This is a genomic window from Citricoccus parietis, assembly GCF_042433045.1.
GTDB classification, from domain to species: Bacteria; Actinomycetota; Actinomycetes; order Actinomycetales; family Micrococcaceae; genus Citricoccus; species Citricoccus parietis.
Map to the genome: position 1 here is coordinate 156153 of NZ_JBHLWH010000047.1, position 15321 is coordinate 171473.

Below are 15321 nucleotides of genomic sequence, written 5' to 3' on the forward strand. Positions count from 1 at the left end.
TCCTCCATCGGTCCTGGCGGTAGCACCGTGCCCGCCGGATCCGGTGTCCCGGACTCGGCTGGATGGTTGCTGCGGCGTCGTCGAGCCAGATCTCTCGGCCGCTCTGGATGGTGTGGTGGGCCCATCCCACTCGATGGACCCCGCCGGAGTCCAGCGCGGGGCGGACGGTGCTTCACATTGCTGAACGCCCGGACATCGTCGGGCCGGACGGTCGCGCCCGGCTACGTCCGCCGACGTCGGGCCGGGTTTGTGACAGGTTGTGACGATCAGTCCTTCAGCCCGGGCGGGTTCAGCACGGAGGCCTCGATGCCCTCCTCGGTCAGTCCCCACCCCTGAAGGATCTCTCCGTACACCCCGGTCTGGATGAGGTGGTCGAGCCCGGCCTGGGCGGCCTCGCCCAGACCGGTGTCCTTCCGCACGGCCACCGAGATGTGCGCGGTGTCCGGCCAGCCACCGGCCACCAGGCCGACCAGCCGGGTCTGACCGGTCTGGGCGGCCTTGTAGGCGCCGGTGGCGTTGGGGCCGAAGTTCGCGTCGGCCCGTCCGGCCTGCAGCGCGAGTCCGGCAGCGGAGTCGTCCTCGTAGTACTGCAGATCGACCGGGTCCAGGTCCGCCTGACGGTTCTGCCGGTCCCACTCGAGCAGGACCTTCTCCTGGTTGGTGCCGGAACCGACGATGACGCTCAGGCCCGCCACATCCTCGGCCGTGGTGATCTCCTGGTGGTCCGAGTCGGCCTTCACGTAGAACCCCAGCTTGTCCTCGCGGTAGCTGGCCATGTCGTACTTCTTCTTCCGTTCGTCCGTCACCGTGACGTTGGAGATGACGGCCTCGTACTTGCCGGACTCCAGGCCCAGGGGCCAGTCCTCCCAGGCGACCGGGACCAGGTCCAGTTCCAGGCCGAGGGAGTCGGCGAGAGCGGAGGCGATGTCTGGGTCGCTGCCGACGGGCGTGGTGTTGTCCGTGGCATATACCGACAGCGGGGCGGAGTAGGGGACGGTGGCGACCGTGAGCTTGCCGTCGGCCGACACCTGCTCCGGGACCAGGGCGGCCGCCTTCTCGGATGCGGTGGCCTCGGGGCGTTCGCGGTCCGGGGACAGGTCCACCGTGGTGCCGCCGCCGGTATCGACCTCGGCGGCACCGGCAGTGGCGCTGCTGCCGGGGTCGGAGCAGGCGGTCAACCCGAGCAGGGCGGCCAGTCCGGTGGCGGTGAGTGCGGTGAGACTCCGGTGGCGGCCCCGGGGCCGCGGGACGGTGCGCAGGGTGGTGGTCATGGGGGTCCTCTCAGGTGATGGCCGGCTGGGGTGCCCGGCCGGCGTCGTGGTCTTCGCGGGTTGCGCGGTCCCCGATGGCGGCGCCCGCACTGTCCACGCTGTCCGTGCCGTCCGCAACTCCTGCGCCCGCGCCCTCGTCGTCGGGCCAGTCCAGGCCCAGGTGCTCGCGCAGGGTGTCCCCGGAGTACTCGGTCGGGTAGACCCCGCGCTCCTGCAGCTCGGGGACGAGGTGGTTGACGATGTCGTCGAGCCCGGACGGGATCAGCCACGGGGTGATGTTGAACCCGTCCACGGCGCCGAGCCGGGAGTACTCGGCCAGCCGGTCGGCGACGTCGGCGTAGGACCCGGAGAACGTCCGGGAGGCGCCCCGGGACGAGCGCTCACGGACGAACTGCAGGATGTTCTGGCCCTTCTCGGCGGCCTCGCGCCGCCACGCCGCGGTCAGCTCCGCGGCCTTGGCACCCTGGAAACCGCTGCCCCGGGTCACATCGGTCTCGTCCACGGCCGGTGCGATGTCCGGCAGCGGCCCCTCGGGATCGACGCCGTCCAAGGCCCGGCCCCAAAACTGCTCGAGATAGGCGATCGCCTGCTGCGGACCGATCTGGTGGCTGCGCACCCACTCCAGCTTCTCCTCCGCCTCCCGGGGGGTCGGGGCGAGGACGAACTCGGTGCCGGGCATGATCTTCACCGCGTCGGCCGGCCGCCCGGCCTCCACCGTGCGCTCGGTGATGTCCTTCCGGAACGCCAGGGCGTCGTCGAGGGCGTTGTGGGCGGAGAAGACGACGTCGGCCTGGCGGGCGGCGAAGTCCCGGCCGGTCGGCGAGTCCCCCGCCTGGAACAGCACCGGCCTGCCCTGGGGGCTGCGCGGCAACCGGGAGATGTAATGCACCGTGTAGTGCTCACCCTCGTGGTGGACCGGGCCGATCCCCTGCCGGTCCAGCCACTGCGGCGCCCGTCCGTCGGCTGCGATGGCGTCCGCACCCCAGGAGGACCAGACGCGCTTGGCGGTCTGCACGAAGGCCTCGGCATGGGTGTACCGGTCGGCATGGTCCAAGTAGCCACCGCGGCGGAAGTTCTCCCCGGTCCACTCGTTGTCGGTGGTGACGATGTTCCAGGCCGCCCGTCCCCCGGAGATGAGGTCCAGGGAGTGCAACCGGTGGGCCAGGTCCGCGGGGTCGTTGTAGGTGGTGTTCTGCGTGGCCACCAGCCCGATCCTCGTGGTGACCCGTGCCAGGGCCGCGAGCATGGTCTGTGCGTCCGGCCGACCGACCACGTCGAGGTCGTGAACGTGCCCGAGGTGTTCGCGCAGCCGCAGTCCCTCCCCGAGGAAGAAGGCGGCGAACAGGCCCCGCTCGGCGGTCTGGGCCAGGCGACGGAAGGACTCGAAGTCAGTCTGTGAGCCGGCCTCGGGGACGTTCCAGACGGTGGAGGAGTTCACCCCCTGGAAGAAGACGCCGAACTGGAGTTGCCGGGAGGGCCGGGCTGGTGAGGTGGGTGCAACGGGGGCTGACATGTGAAGGACTCCTGGTCTTGTCGAATCGTCCGGGTTCGTCGGGCTGTTCGGGCTTGCGCGCCTCAGGCGGTGGCGAAGCGGCTCGCGGGGCGCGCCAGGCCCAGGGTCTGGCGGAAGGTGCGGCCCGGCCCCACGGGGGCGAGGATCCCGGCCCGGCGCAGTTCCGGGAGCACCCGGTGGGACAGTTCGGCGGCGTCAGTGTCCAGGACCGCCGGGTGGATCCGCACCCCGCCGGCCACGGACAGCAGCTCGGTGAGGTAGTCGGTCAGTTGCGCGGCGGTCCCGGCGAACCGTGCCGGTCCGGCGGGGGCGGCCTCCCAGGTCTCGAGCTCGACCCAGCGTTCCTGTGCTGTCTGGCCGCGCGCGTCGAGCACCACCGTCAGTTCCGCCACGACCGTGTCCGCGTCCAGGCCCCCGACGGACCGGGCGGAGGCCTCGGCCAGCAGGGCCTCGAGGTCGGCGGCGGTGACGAGCACGGCGTCGGTCCCGTGGCCGCCGTCCAGGCGCAGGCCGTCGCCGGCCCCGGAGCGGTCCAGCAGCTGCGTCGGCGTCCACACGGGCAGTTGTCCCTGCAGGGGTCGCGGGATGATCGACGGCCCCTTCACCGAGAACCGCTTCGCCGTCACGTCGGCGTAGTGGACCTTGTCCCGGTCGATGTACCGCCCGGTGCACCGGTCCCGGATGACCGCGTCATCCTCCCAGGTGTCCCAGAGCCGACGGTTCGCGGCCACGACGTCGGCCGCCTCACCGCCCAGCTCCGCCTCCGGCACCGGGTCCCTCCCGACGGCGGCCCCCTCCTCAGCGAGTCCGCGGGCGGACACGATCCAACCAGCCCGGCCCGAGGAGACGTAGTCCAGGGACGCCAACTGGGTGGCCACATGGAACGGCTCGGTGTAGACGGCGTCCACGACCGGGACCAGGCCGATCGACCGGGTCGCCGGCGCGGCGTAGGCCGCCCGCTGGACCGCGTCCAGGCGCGCCGCCGGGCCGTGCGTCGGAGCCAGCCGGCCGTCGCCGAAGGTCACGGCGTGGAAGCCGGCGATCTCGGCGTCACGGACGGCCTGCACCGTGCGCTCCCCGGTCAGGACCTCGGCGGGAGCCCGGCCGGTGACGCGCCACGCGGCCGGGTGGGCGCCGTCGCCGTCCACCTCCAGGGCCAGGATGCCGCGGCCGCCACGGGACAGGTCGCTGCTGGTGCTGCTGGTACTGCTGGTCATGGTGTCCTCCATCCGGCGGGCACGGGTTCCGCCCGGTGATCGCTGCTGGTCGGTGCGCTGGGATGTGCGCCGTGGACGGCGCTGCCCGGTGTGGTGGGGGCGGTGCTGATCGGTGCCACGCCCTCGGTCCGGGCACCGAAGGGATCCTCGGGACCCCAGAGGGTGGTGGGCGCGGCGTGGCGCACGAGCGGGATGACCTCGGTGGCGAAGCGCTCGAGGACCTCGAGCTGCTCGGCGAAGGGCAGCGTCGTGGGCAGGGAGACGGACTGCAGGTCGTGCCCGTACGCCACGTGGTAGTCGAGGATCTTCCGGGCCACGTCCTCGGGGCTGCCCACCAGGGCCGGACCGTGCGAGACGGCGTGGTCGATGTCCCGGAAGGGGCTGTTGTTGCCCGGTACGTTGCGGCCGGCCGTCAGGGCTTCGTACACCGGGCCGAAGCGCCGCTTGGCCTCGGCGGTGGTGTCCGCGATGAACACCCCGCCCGCCCCGGAACCCGAGCCGATGTACCGGTGCCGAGGATCGTGGCCGGCCTCGTCGTAACTGCGCACGTAGTGCTCGATCAGCACCCGGTAGTTCTCCCGCGGCTGGATCGCGTTCGCGGTGAACAGCGGATCCCCCCAGCGGCCGGCCAGCTCCGCCGAGGCCAGGGACGTCGCCGAGCCGTGCCAGACCCGCGGGGTACCGGCGAAGGGGCGCGGCGTCGTCGTGGTGGGCTCACTGAGCGCCGAGCGGAACCGGCCGGACCAGGTGACGTCCTCCTCGTCCCAGAGCCGGCGCAGCAGTGCGTACTTCTCGGCCAGCAGGTCCCACTGGTCGGCCAGGTCGAGGCCGAACAGCGGGTACTGCAGCACCTCGTTGCCCTTGCCGATCGTCAGCTCCAGCCGGCCCCGGGACAACTGGTCGATGGTGGCGTAGTCCTCCGCGACCCGCACCGGGTCCAGCACGGACAGCACCGTCACGCCGGACTGCAGGCGGATGCGGGAGGTGCTCGCGGCGATGGCCGCCAGCACGGTGGTCGGCGAGGAGGAGATGAACTCCCCGGCATGCCGCTCCCCCACGGCAAAGGCGTCGTAGCCGAGTTCCTCGGCCCGGCGGGCGGTCTCGATGACCTGCTCGAGCCGATCGGCGGTGGAGACCATCTCCCCGGTCAGGGGGTTGCGCTGGTGCGGGATGATGTCCAGGACCTGGAAGCGCATCAGGGGGCCTCGATGGTCTCTGCGGTGACGACCTCGGACTCGGGCACGGCTTCCTCGGTCAGGCCCCAGCGTTCCAGGACCTCGGCATAGCTGCCGTCCTTGATCGCGGAGTTGATGGCCGCGCTGACCGGCTCGGCCAGGCCGCTGCCGCGCAGGGTCGTGGCGGCAACCAGGGTCTCGGAGGGCCATCCGGCGTTGACCTTGCCGACGACCTTGAGGTCGTCCCGGGTGTTCTCGCGGTAGACCGTGCTCGGATACGGGGCGAAGTTCAGGTCGATGCGCCCGGAGGCCAGCGCCAGGATGGTGTCTGCCTCCGCCGCGTAGTACTGCAGCTCGGCGAGGGCCTTGCCGTCGGCCTCGAGCTCTTCGTTCCAGGCCAGCAGGATCTTCTCCTGGTTGGTGCCCGAGCCCACGGCGACCTTCAGGCCGGAGATGTCCTCGGCCCCGTCGACAGTGACCTCGGACTCCGCCTTCGCCTCGAAGCCCATGTAGGCCGCGCGGTAGGGGGCGAAGTCGAACTTCTGGGCCCGTTCGTCGTTGATGCCGACGTTGGAGAACACGGCCTCGTACTCTCCGGATTCCGTCTTCAGGGGCCAGTTCTCCCAGGACGTGGTCTTCAGGTCCAGTTCCAGCCCGAGCTTGTCGGCCACGAGCTGAGCGATGTCGATCTCCGTCCCGACCACGGTCCGGTCATCCGTGGCGTGGAAGGCCAGCGGCACCGAACCCCCGGTGGATCCCACCGTGAGCTTGCCGTCCGCAGCGATGTCCTCGGGCACGAGAGCGGCCAGTTCAGGGTCCGCCTCGACGCGGATCCGCCCCTCCTGCTCGGGGCTCGCGTCGTACACGATGCCATTGGCCCCGGTCAGTGCCCCGGCGCCGGCCCCCGTCGCGGTCGCGGACGGGGCGGCGCCGGCTTGCCCCGCGACCGGGTCGGAGCAGCCGGCCAGGGCCAGCAGCGCGACGGCGGCCGTGGCCGTCGTGGCCGCGAGGCGGTGGGCGGGATGTCGGTGGAGGGTGTTCATCTCGATGGTCCTGGTTCTGTCGATGCGGTGTGGAAGTGCTGGTCGGGGTGCGGAGGCGTCAGGTCAGATGTCGTAGTCGGGCTCGAGGACCTTGGAGAGGAAGGCCCGGGTGCGTTCGTGACGGGGGGTGCCGAAGATCTGGGCTGGGGTCCCCTCCTCGACGATCGCCCCTTGGTCCATGAAGACGACGCGGTCGGCCACGTCGCGGGCGAAGGTCATCTCATGGGTGACGATCACCAAGGTCGTGCCGGACTCGGCGAGGCTGCGGATGACGTCCAGCACCTCGTTGACCAGCTCGGGGTCGAGGGCGGACGTCGGCTCGTCGAACAGCACGATCTTCGGGTCCAGGGCCAGGGCGCGGGCGATGGCGACCCGCTGCTGCTGGCCCCCCGAGAGCTGGCGGGGGTAGGCGTCGATCTTGTCCGCCAGCCCCACGCGCTCCAGGAGCTCAACGGCCCGGGCCCTGACCGCTGCCTTGCCCCTGCGCTGGGCGTGGATGGGTGCCTCGGTGACGTTCTCCAGGGCGGTCAGGTGCGGGAAGAGGTTGAAGCTCTGGAAGACCATGCCGATCTGGGTGCGCTGGGCCAGCACCTCGTGCTCCCGCAGCTCGTGCAGCCTGCCGTTGCGCGGCCGGTAGCCGATCAGCTCGCCGTCCACGGCGATGGTGCCGCGGTCCACCCGCTCCAAGTGGTTGATGGTGCGCAGCAGGGTGGACTTGCCGGAGCCGGACGGGCCGAGGACGGCCACGACCTCGCCGGGTTCCACGGTCAGGGTGATGCCCTTCAGGACCTCGTTCGCGCCGAAGGACTTGTGCACGTCACGGATCTGGATGAGGCCACGGGTCGGTTCGGAGGCCGGTGGGTCGGTCGGGCGAACAGTCGGGGCGGAGGTCGGCGCGGTGGTCATCGGTCGCCCTTTCGGGTGGCGGACGGGCTGGTGGAACGGATGGCGAGAAGCCGTCGGAGCTTCTGCAGGGGCGTCAGCGGGAGGGTGCGGAGGGCGCCCTTGGAGTAGTGGCGCTCGATGTAGTACTGGGCCACGCTCAGCACCGAGGTGATGACGATGTACCAGAGGGTGGCCACCAGCAGCAGGGGCAGCACCTGCTGGGTTCGGTTGTAGATCACCTGGACGGTGTAGAACAGCTCGGAGTAGGCCAGGACGTAGACGACCGAGGTGCCCTTCACGAGGCCGATGATCTCGTTGAACGCCGTGGGCAGGATCGAGCGCATCGCCTGGGGCAGCACGATCCTGGTGTTGCGCCGCCAGGCGGGCAGGCCCAGTGCCGACGCGGCCTCGAGCTGGCCCTGGTCCACGGACAGGATGCCCCCGCGGATGATCTCCGCCGAGTAGGCGGCCTGGTTCAGGGTCAGGCCGAGGACGGCGGCGGCGAACTGGCTGATCAGGGTGGTGGTGCTGGCCTCGAAGAACGTCACGTCCGTGAACGGGATGCCGAGGCTGATCCTGTCGTAGAGGTAGCCGAGGTTGTACCAGAGCAGCAGCTGCACCAGCAGCGGAGTCGACCGGAAGATCCAGGAGAAGGTCCAGGACACCGAGACCAGCAGCGGCGAGGAGGACAGCCGCATCAGGGCCAACAGGAACCCCAGGACGAAGCCCAGGATGCCGGCGATCGCGGTGAGCTTCAGCGTCTCCCCCAGCCCGCGGATCACGGACTCCGCGGTGAACCACTGCGCCACCACGTCCCACTCCCAGCGCGGGTTGGTGACCAGGGACCACACGACGGCGGCCACCAGCAGTCCGACGAGCACGGTCCCGACCCAACGGCCCGGGTGCCGCGCGGGCTGCACCGGGTAGTCCGAGTAGTCCGTCGCCGGTTCTCTCATCACGGTGCCGGGTGGGCGCCCGTCCCCGGCCTGCGGGCCGGCGTCGGGAACCTGGCCCACTGCGTCGGCCAGGTCACCGGCTGCGGTGGCCGACGGCGTGCCGGCGCCCTCGGAACCGGGTGGTGCGGGCCGTACCTCAGTGTTCGGCGTCGTCGCCATGCTGGGCTCCTTTCCGGCATCTGGTGGCCGTCGGAAGGCCACCGACGGTGTGTGTGACCGCAACGCTATGAACGGCGCCGGGTCGGATCCATCGCCAGGACGCCTGACGCAATGAGCGACCGGCGCCGTCGTCCGGTGTCACGGCAGGTCATCGGACGACGCATCCGCGGCGCTGTGTTTCGCCCCGTGTCGATCCGGCGGTGACGGTCCCCAGCGCGTCGCAGCTTGACGTGCGGTGACCGCCGCCCTCGCCGCGGGGGCCGCTCGTTCCTACGCTGGGGACCGCCGCACCGACCACGGAGGACACCGCATGGCACACACGACGGGCACCGCCAAAGACGCCACCACCTGCGACCTGGTCCTGGTCGGCGGAGGGCCTCGGTCCGCCATGCTGCTCGAGCGCCTCGCCGCCAACGCCTCCCTGCTCGTCCGCGGGCCGGTGCACGTACACCTGGTCGAGCCCTTCAGTCCCGGATCCGGACGGATCTGGCGGCGCGGGCAGAGTCCGCTGCTCAAGCTGAACTCCATGGCCGAGGACGTCACCATGTTCACGGACGACTCCGTGGAATGCGCCGGCCCCGCGCAGGACGGGCCGTCCCTGGCCGAGTGGCGCGACGCGGTGCTGGAGGGTCGGCTGACCGACGTCCCGCCCCTGGACGAGGACCTGCGCCGCCAGTTGCAGGAGCTGGGACCGCAGGACTTCCCGACGCGCCGGCTCCACAGCGTGTACCTGGAGTGGTTCTTCCAGCGCACGGTCGCCCGGTGCGGCGATCACCTCCGCCTCACAGTGCACCGGGACACCGCAGTCGGCATCCACCGCGAGGCCGCAGACCGCTGGCGGGTGCGGCTGGCCGGCGGGGCCGAGCTGGTCGCCGACGCCGTCGTCGTGGCCGTCGGGCACACCGAGTCCGCCCCATCGGAGGAGTCCGCGCGCTTCTCCCGCTTCGCCGCCGAGCGCGCCGAACACGGCGTCGTCCATGTCCCGCCGGCCTACACCAACGATGTCGACCTGGAGGTGCTGCAACCGGACGAGGACGTCATAGTCGCGGGCATGGGCCTGGCGTTCATCGATCTCATGGTGCTGGTGATGGAGGACCGCGGAGGAACCTTCGACGAACGCTCCGACGGCCGTTTGCTGTACCGACCCTCGGGCCGTGAACCGCGACTCTGGGTGGGCTCACGACGCGGCGTGCCGTACCACTCCAAGATCCGCGGGAGCCTGAAGGGCCTCCCCGCCGAGCCGCCGCGGTTCCTAACCCGGGAAGCCGTGGCCGCCCTGCGAGACGAGCACGGGCTGCTCGACTTCGCCACACACCTCTGGCCGCTCATGACCAAGGACATGGCCTACGCCTACTACCGTGAACTGGTCACCGGCCATCCGGAACGCGTCCTCCTCCACTGGACGGAGTTCTCCGAGAAGTTCGCGGCCGCGGACTGGTACTCCGAAGCCCGCCGCGCCCTCGTCACCGCGGCCGTCCCGGACCGTGCGGACCGCCTGGAATTCGAGGACGTGAACCGGCCGTTCCACGGCCGTCAGTTCTCCGGGATGGACGAGGTCCAGCGTGCCATCGCGGGATACATCTCCCGGGACCTGGATCTGCGCGACGGCGGCCAGAACTCCGAGACCCTGGGACTGTTCCTCGGCGTGCTCGGGGTCTACATGGAGATCGGTCGCGTGCTGTCCCTCGAGGCCCTGACCCCGGAGTCGCGCAGCATCGTCGCCGGGTGGTGGCACGGATTCTTCAGCTTCGTGGACTCCGGGCCGCCCGCCCACCGCCTGCGTGAACTGCTCGCCCTGCACGACGCGGGACTGGTGCGGTTCCTCGGGCCCGGCCTCGAGGTGGGCACCGACGAGCGGCGCGGCGTCTTCACCGCTGCCTCCTCCCAGTCCCCTGTCGCGGTCAGCGCTCGTGCCCTCGTCGAGGCCCGGCTGCCGGCAACGACCCTGGCCACCGCCACCGAGCTCCTGCTCCGGCAACTCAAGGCGGACGGCATCGCGATGGAGGACCCGGGAGGCTCCGGCAAGATGCTGGTCGACCGGGATCAACGGGTCGTTGGCTCCGACCGGTCACCGGCCCGCCGGTTGTTCGCAGTCGGCGCGGGCGCCACGGGCTGGGGTCAGGGGGCCTTCGCCCGGCCGCGGAGCAACGCCGCGCCCTTCCGGGACACGGACGCCCTGGCCCGCAGCATCCTGGCCACCCTGGCGGAGGCACCGGAACGGTCATCGATCGCAGAGGCCTTCGAGGTGCCGGACCTTCGCGAGGATGAGATGATCGCCCGCATCGCCATGGCCCACAGCAGTGTTGGATGATGCCATGAACCACACCACCGCTGCCGACGTCGCAGATTGGACCGTCCTGCGGTTGCCCCTGGACGACCCGCGTGTCACCCCGTTGATCGACGGACTGACGATCGAGTACGACACCCGCTACGGCTCGATGTACGGCGGGGCCGGCGAGGAGATGCGCCGCTACCCGGCCGAGGAGTTCGCCGCCCCGCATGGCGCACTGCTCATCGTCCAGGAGCACGGCCAGTCGGTGGCCAGTGGTGCCTATCGTCGGTATGACCGGCATACCGCGGAACTGAAGCGGATCTGGACCCACCATGAACACCGACGGCGGGGCCTGGCCCGGTTCGTCCTCGCCCGCCTGGAGGCAGAGGCGGTCCGCAACGGCTACCGCAGCCTGTACCTGACCACCGGCCCTCGCCAGCCCGAGGCAAAGCACCTGTACCTGGCCACCGGCTACCAACCCGGATTCGACCTGGACGCCGATCCGGAGTCCATCACGCACCTGGCCTTTACCAAGCACCTGCTTGCCTGAGGTGGACAAGGGGGCGCCGCGCCTTCTGCGAGTGCGAACATCTCGCTGCGCCGGAGACTCGTAGCAGGGCTTGCCGGACTCTGTGACGTGCAGGGGATCCGTCGCCATGGCTACCGGAACCTGAAGCGAGAAGTGATCCCCTAGGCTCTCCACCACTGGCAACTCTGCTGATGCACCCCTCCTCCCTACGATCAAGGAGCACCATTGACCCAGCATTCTTCCCACGTCCACCCCGATCGCCCGATCCGCGTCGGAATCATCGGCGCCTCCACCACAGGCTGGGGACGGACGGCACACCTGCCGGCCCTGGCCACCATCCCCGGGCTGGAGGTGACCGCGGTCAGCACCACTCGCCTGGACTCCGCGCAGGCCACCGCCGAGGAGTTCGGCATCGCCGAGGCCTACGACAACCCGGACGAACTCATCGCCTCGGACTCGGTGGACCTGGTCATCGTGGCCGTGCGCGTTCAGCACCACTATGAGCTGCTGCAGAAGATCCTGGCGGCCGGCAAGTCCGTCTACAGCGAATGGCCCTCCGGATCCACCCTGGACCAGACCCGCCAGCTGCGCGATGGCTTCGCCGCCGCAGGGGTGTACGCGGCCACCGGACTGCAGGCCCGGGCCCGGCCCGAGATCCGCTACCTGCAGGACCTGGTCCGGGACGGTTACCTCGGGCGTGTGCTGTCCTCCACGCTCGTGGGCGCGGGCGAGCCCTGGGGCGACGTGGTGGACCAGAACAAGGCCTACCTGCAGGACGATGCGCTCGGCGGGACGATGACGACCATCCCCTTCGGCCACACCATCGACGCGGTGTGCACCGTCCTGGGCGAGTTCGAGTCCCTGGCCGCGATGACCGCGATCCAGCAGCCCCTCGTGCGCATCGCCGGCACCGACGACACCGTGGAGAAGACCACCCCGGACCAACTGCTGCTCGCCGGCCGGCTCGTGGACGGGACCATGCTCTCGGCCCACTACCGCGGCGGCAAAACCGCCGGCACCACGCTGCGCTGGGAGATCAACGGCACCGAGGGCACCCTGGTGGTGACCGCACCGAACGGCAACCTCCAACTGAGCCCGCTCACCCTCCACGGGGCCACGGCCGGGGCGTCCGAGCTGGAAGAACTCCAGGTACCCGCCTCCTACATCCACGCCGATGCCTCGCTGCCAGCCCCGGCCGTCACCGTCGCCGAGTCACTGCTGGTCGTCGAGCGCGACCTTCGGCACGGCACCCGGCTCGCCCCCACCTTCGACGACGCGATCGCCCGCAAGCAGATGCTCCAAGCGCTGCGCCGAGCAGCCGACACCGGCACCCAACAGCGCCTCACCTGATCCCCGGCCACCCCGACCACGGTCAACCAACCGATCCGAGAACGGCCCCTCAGACCGCCCGCCGCGCTGGATCGTGGCTAAGCCACGGTGGAGGACCAGTACAGGAACATCGGGTTGGTCACCAGCAGGGCCTGTTGCTCGGCGGCGGTCGGCGCGATCTGCGGGATGTATCCCAGCAGCAGCGCATCATCCGGCATGTGCGAACGCAGGTTCGGGTGCGGCCAGTCGGTGCCCCACAGGGTCCGCTCGGGGAACTCCGCGATCACTCGGCGGGCGAAGGGAACGACGTCGGCGTAGACCTCACGCTGCCCGTCCACCGCGTAGGGGCCGGCTTCCGTGAGCCGCTCGGGGCAGCTGACCTTGACCCAGGCGTTGGTCCGCTCGACGAAGCGGAGGAAGGAGGAGAACTCCTCCGAGTCCGCGCCCTTCCGCACGTCCGGCCGGCCCATGTGGTCGATGACGAGTGGGACACCGAGGCCCGCGAAGGTGCCCTCCAGTCCGGGGAGGTCCTCGGGCTCGAAGTAGAGGACGAAGTGCCACCCGAAGTCGCGGATCTTGTCCGCCACCAGCGCGAGCTCCTCGAACGGCTGGCTCTGTACCAGGCGCTTGACGAAGTTGAAGCGCACCCCGCGGACGCCACGTTCGTGGATGGCGGTCAGCTGCTCGATCGTCACGTCGGCGCCGGCGGAGACCACACCGCGCGCGGTGTCCCCGAAGTAGTCCAGCGCGTCCAGCAGCGCGGCGTTGTCCCGCCCGTGGCAGGTCGCCTGGACGATGACGTTCCGGGAGACACCCAGATGCCCCCTCAGTTCCCGCAGATCGGCCTTCCCGGCATCGCAGGGCGTGTACTTCCGCGTCGGTGAGAACGGGAACTCCGCCGCCGGGCCGAAGACGTGGCAGTGAGCGTCCACGGCCCCGTCCGGGAGAGAGAAAGCGGGTTCACCGCGATCCTTCACCCAGTCCAGCCAGCCGGCAGTCTTCTCGGATTGTTCGGTCACCCGTGATCCTCCTGAAGGAATTCGTGCAGCCGGTTGACCCACCGCCAATCGCGGCGGGACCATGACCAGAATATGATCCGTGTTACCCGACGGTAGCGGCCATCGCAGTTTTGTGTGAACGTCCGCCAACTGGGTCTGCCGCGCGCCGCTACCCATCCAGGAACAGGTCCAACTCCAACTCCTCCGCCGGACCGCCGTACGTGGACAGATCCGTGACCCCGGCCTCGGCGAGCACCTCGTCGTCGATGAAGAAGTTCCCGGTGCATTCGCTCGGGTCTCGGGTGAGGATCTCCCAGGCCGCGTCGGCCATGATCTCCGGGGTCCGGGAGCGGGCGACCATCTGATCTCCGCCGAGCAGGTTGCGCACCGCGGCGGTGGCGATGGTGGTGCGCGGCCACAGGCTGTTCGCCGCGATCCCCTGTTGCCGCAGCTCCTCGGCCAGCCCCAGGGTCACCAGGGACATGCCGTACTTGGCGATCGTGTAGCCCAGGTGCTGCCCGGCCCACCGCGGGTTGAGGTTCAACGGCGGGCTGAGCGTCAGGATGTGCGCGGCTGACGACTGCGCCAGCCACGGTAGCGCCGTCTTCGCCAACAGAAAGGAGCCTCGCGTGTTGATGTCCTGCATGAGGTCGTACTTTTTCATCGGCAACTCGGCGGTCGTGGACAGGTCGATCGCGCTGGCGTTGTTGACCACCACGTCGATCCCTCCGAAGCGCTCGGCCGTCTGCGCCACCGCATCAGCCACCAAGCCGTCATCGCGCACGTCACCCACGATCGCGAGGGCGCCGCCGCCGCCCTCCTGGATCGCGGCCGCCGCGGTGTGTACGGTGCCCTCCAGTCGGGGTTGCGGCTCGGCGGTCTTGGCCAGCAGTGCCACATTGGCCCCGTCACGCGCCGCTCGCAGGGCGATGGCCAGGCCGATGCCCCGGCTGCCTCCGGACATCAGGATGGTCCGGCCAGCCAGGGATCGTGTGGGCGGGGCGGCAGTGGTCGATGCGGTGTTCTCGGTCATGGGGTTGCCTCCGTTGCGGCTATCAGGAGAAATGTCAGGAGAACTGGGAGAAGTCCGGGGAGCGCCGTTCGGCGAAGGCGGTGAAGGCCTCGCGGGCCTCCGGACCGGCCAGGCGCTCGGTGAAGACGGCGACCTCTCGGTCGATCAACTCCGCCAGCACCCCCGCGTCCCGCATGAGGCGCTTGGTGGCGGTGAGCGAGCCGGCGGGCTTGGCGGCGAGCGCGGCGGCGACCTGCTGCGCCGTCTCCTGCAGCGCGCCCGACGGGACCACGCGGTTCGCGAGGCCGGCGGCCACAGCGTCCTCGGCGGCCATCGGCTCTGCGAGCGCGAACATGGCGAAGGCCCGGACGTGGCCGATGCGCTGGGGCAGCAGCAGGGTGGACGCCGCCTCCGGGGCGAGCGCGAGGTCCACGAACGGGGTGATCAGCTGGGCCCCCTCCGCCAGCACCACGTAGTCGGCGTGCAGCAGCATGGTGGTCCCTACGCCTACGGCTTTACCCTGCACCGCGGCGACGATCGGCGTGGTGCAGGCCGCCAACGCGTGCAGGAACCGCCACACGTTCATCTGTCCGGTGATGCCCGACGCCGGCCCTCCCGGCTCCGTCGCGGCCGTCCCGGTGGCCGGCTGGTCGGCAGTGCGTTCGACGAGCTGGTCGGCCAGGCGCCTGAAGTCCGCGATGTCGTTGCCGGCGCTGAAGAGATCGCCCTCGGCGCGGAGCAGGACCACCCGGACCGCAGCGTCTGACTCCGCTCGTTCGATCGCATCGGCGAGCATGCCGTACATCGCGTCAGTCAGCGCGTTCTTCTTCGCGGGGCGGTTGAAGGTGATGGTGAGGACGGCGTCCTGCAACTCGACGACGACGTCCTGTGTGGTTGAGTATTTGAGGGTCTGGGAGCCACCCAGTATTGCCTTTCAGAGCCACCTGTATTGCCGTTGAGAG

General features: G+C 70.4%; 13 protein-coding genes and 1 riboswitch. Of the genes, 3 read left to right on the plus strand and 10 right to left on the minus strand.

Features of this window, described 5'->3' with window-relative positions; translation table 11 throughout:
• Position 1: 1 nt before the first annotated feature.
• Positions 2-114: riboswitch (SAM riboswitch) on the minus strand.
• Between the two features lie 152 nt (positions 115-266).
• The 7 genes from ACFFIO_RS16875 to ACFFIO_RS16905 all read right to left on the minus strand — a co-directional run bounded on the left by ACFFIO_RS16875 (position 267) and on the right by ACFFIO_RS16905 (position 8060).
• On the minus strand, positions 267-1271 hold the full coding sequence (locus tag ACFFIO_RS16875) for an ABC transporter substrate-binding protein (RefSeq protein WP_378043651.1): 1005 nt from the start codon (positions 1269-1271) through the stop codon (positions 267-269).
• A 10-nt stretch (positions 1272-1281) separates the two neighbouring features.
• Entirely contained in the window at positions 1282-2784 is a 1503-nt protein-coding gene (locus tag ACFFIO_RS16880) for an NtaA/DmoA family FMN-dependent monooxygenase (protein ID WP_378043653.1), read from the minus strand.
• A 62-nt stretch (positions 2785-2846) separates the two neighbouring features.
• On the minus strand, positions 2847-4001 hold the full coding sequence (locus tag ACFFIO_RS16885) for an LLM class flavin-dependent oxidoreductase (RefSeq protein WP_260062649.1): 1155 nt from the start codon (positions 3999-4001) through the stop codon (positions 2847-2849).
• Complete coding sequence (locus ACFFIO_RS16890; protein ID WP_378043655.1) at positions 3998-5197, minus strand: LLM class flavin-dependent oxidoreductase; 1200 nt, start codon at positions 5195-5197, stop codon at positions 3998-4000. Before ACFFIO_RS16890 ends, ACFFIO_RS16885 begins: the two co-directional genes overlap by 4 nt.
• Complete coding sequence (locus ACFFIO_RS16895; RefSeq protein WP_378043657.1) at positions 5197-6219, minus strand: ABC transporter substrate-binding protein; 1023 nt, start codon at positions 6217-6219, stop codon at positions 5197-5199. Before ACFFIO_RS16895 ends, ACFFIO_RS16890 begins: the two co-directional genes overlap by 1 nt.
• Before the next feature lie 63 nt (positions 6220-6282).
• The gene (locus tag ACFFIO_RS16900) at positions 6283-7125 is read right to left on the minus strand and encodes an ATP-binding cassette domain-containing protein (protein ID WP_378043658.1); all 843 of its coding nucleotides are present in this window, start codon (positions 7123-7125) and stop codon (positions 6283-6285) included.
• Positions 7122-8060 carry an amino acid ABC transporter permease gene (locus ACFFIO_RS16905; RefSeq protein WP_378043683.1) on the minus strand — a complete coding sequence of 313 codons (939 nt, stop codon included), beginning with the start codon at positions 8058-8060 and terminating at the stop codon, positions 7122-7124. The genes ACFFIO_RS16900 and ACFFIO_RS16905 overlap by 4 nt, the downstream gene beginning before the upstream one ends.
• Positions 8061-8529: 469 nt before the next feature.
• Here ACFFIO_RS16905 and ACFFIO_RS16910 point away from each other — a divergent pair, with 469 nt between their 5' ends.
• From ACFFIO_RS16910 to ACFFIO_RS16920, 3 genes are all read left to right on the plus strand, one after another.
• Entirely contained in the window at positions 8530-10530 is a 2001-nt protein-coding gene (locus ACFFIO_RS16910) for an FAD/NAD(P)-binding protein (protein WP_378043659.1), read from the plus strand.
• Between the two features lie 4 nt (positions 10531-10534).
• Positions 10535-11041 (plus strand): GNAT family N-acetyltransferase, encoded by a 507-nt coding sequence (locus ACFFIO_RS16915; protein ID WP_378043661.1) that lies wholly within the window; start codon positions 10535-10537, stop codon positions 11039-11041.
• Between the two features lie 204 nt (positions 11042-11245).
• A complete protein-coding gene (locus tag ACFFIO_RS16920) occupies positions 11246-12370 on the plus strand; it encodes a Gfo/Idh/MocA family protein (protein ID WP_378043662.1) in 1125 nt (374 codons plus the stop codon).
• Positions 12371-12447: 77 nt separating this feature from the next.
• Here the strand turns inward: ACFFIO_RS16920 and ACFFIO_RS16925 are convergent, their stop codons facing one another.
• The 3 genes from ACFFIO_RS16925 to ACFFIO_RS16935 all read right to left on the minus strand — a co-directional run bounded on the left by ACFFIO_RS16925 (position 12448) and on the right by ACFFIO_RS16935 (position 15230).
• A complete protein-coding gene (locus ACFFIO_RS16925) occupies positions 12448-13368 on the minus strand; it encodes an amidohydrolase family protein (RefSeq protein ID WP_378043664.1) in 921 nt (306 codons plus the stop codon).
• 148 nt (positions 13369-13516) lie between these two features.
• Positions 13517-14380: an SDR family oxidoreductase gene (locus ACFFIO_RS16930; RefSeq protein ID WP_378043665.1), complete on the minus strand. Its 864-nt coding sequence runs from the start codon at positions 14378-14380 to the stop codon at positions 13517-13519.
• Between the two features lie 34 nt (positions 14381-14414).
• Positions 14415-15230 (minus strand): enoyl-CoA hydratase-related protein, encoded by an 816-nt coding sequence (locus tag ACFFIO_RS16935; RefSeq protein WP_378043666.1) that lies wholly within the window; start codon positions 15228-15230, stop codon positions 14415-14417.
• Between the last annotated feature and the right edge of the window lie 91 nt (positions 15231-15321).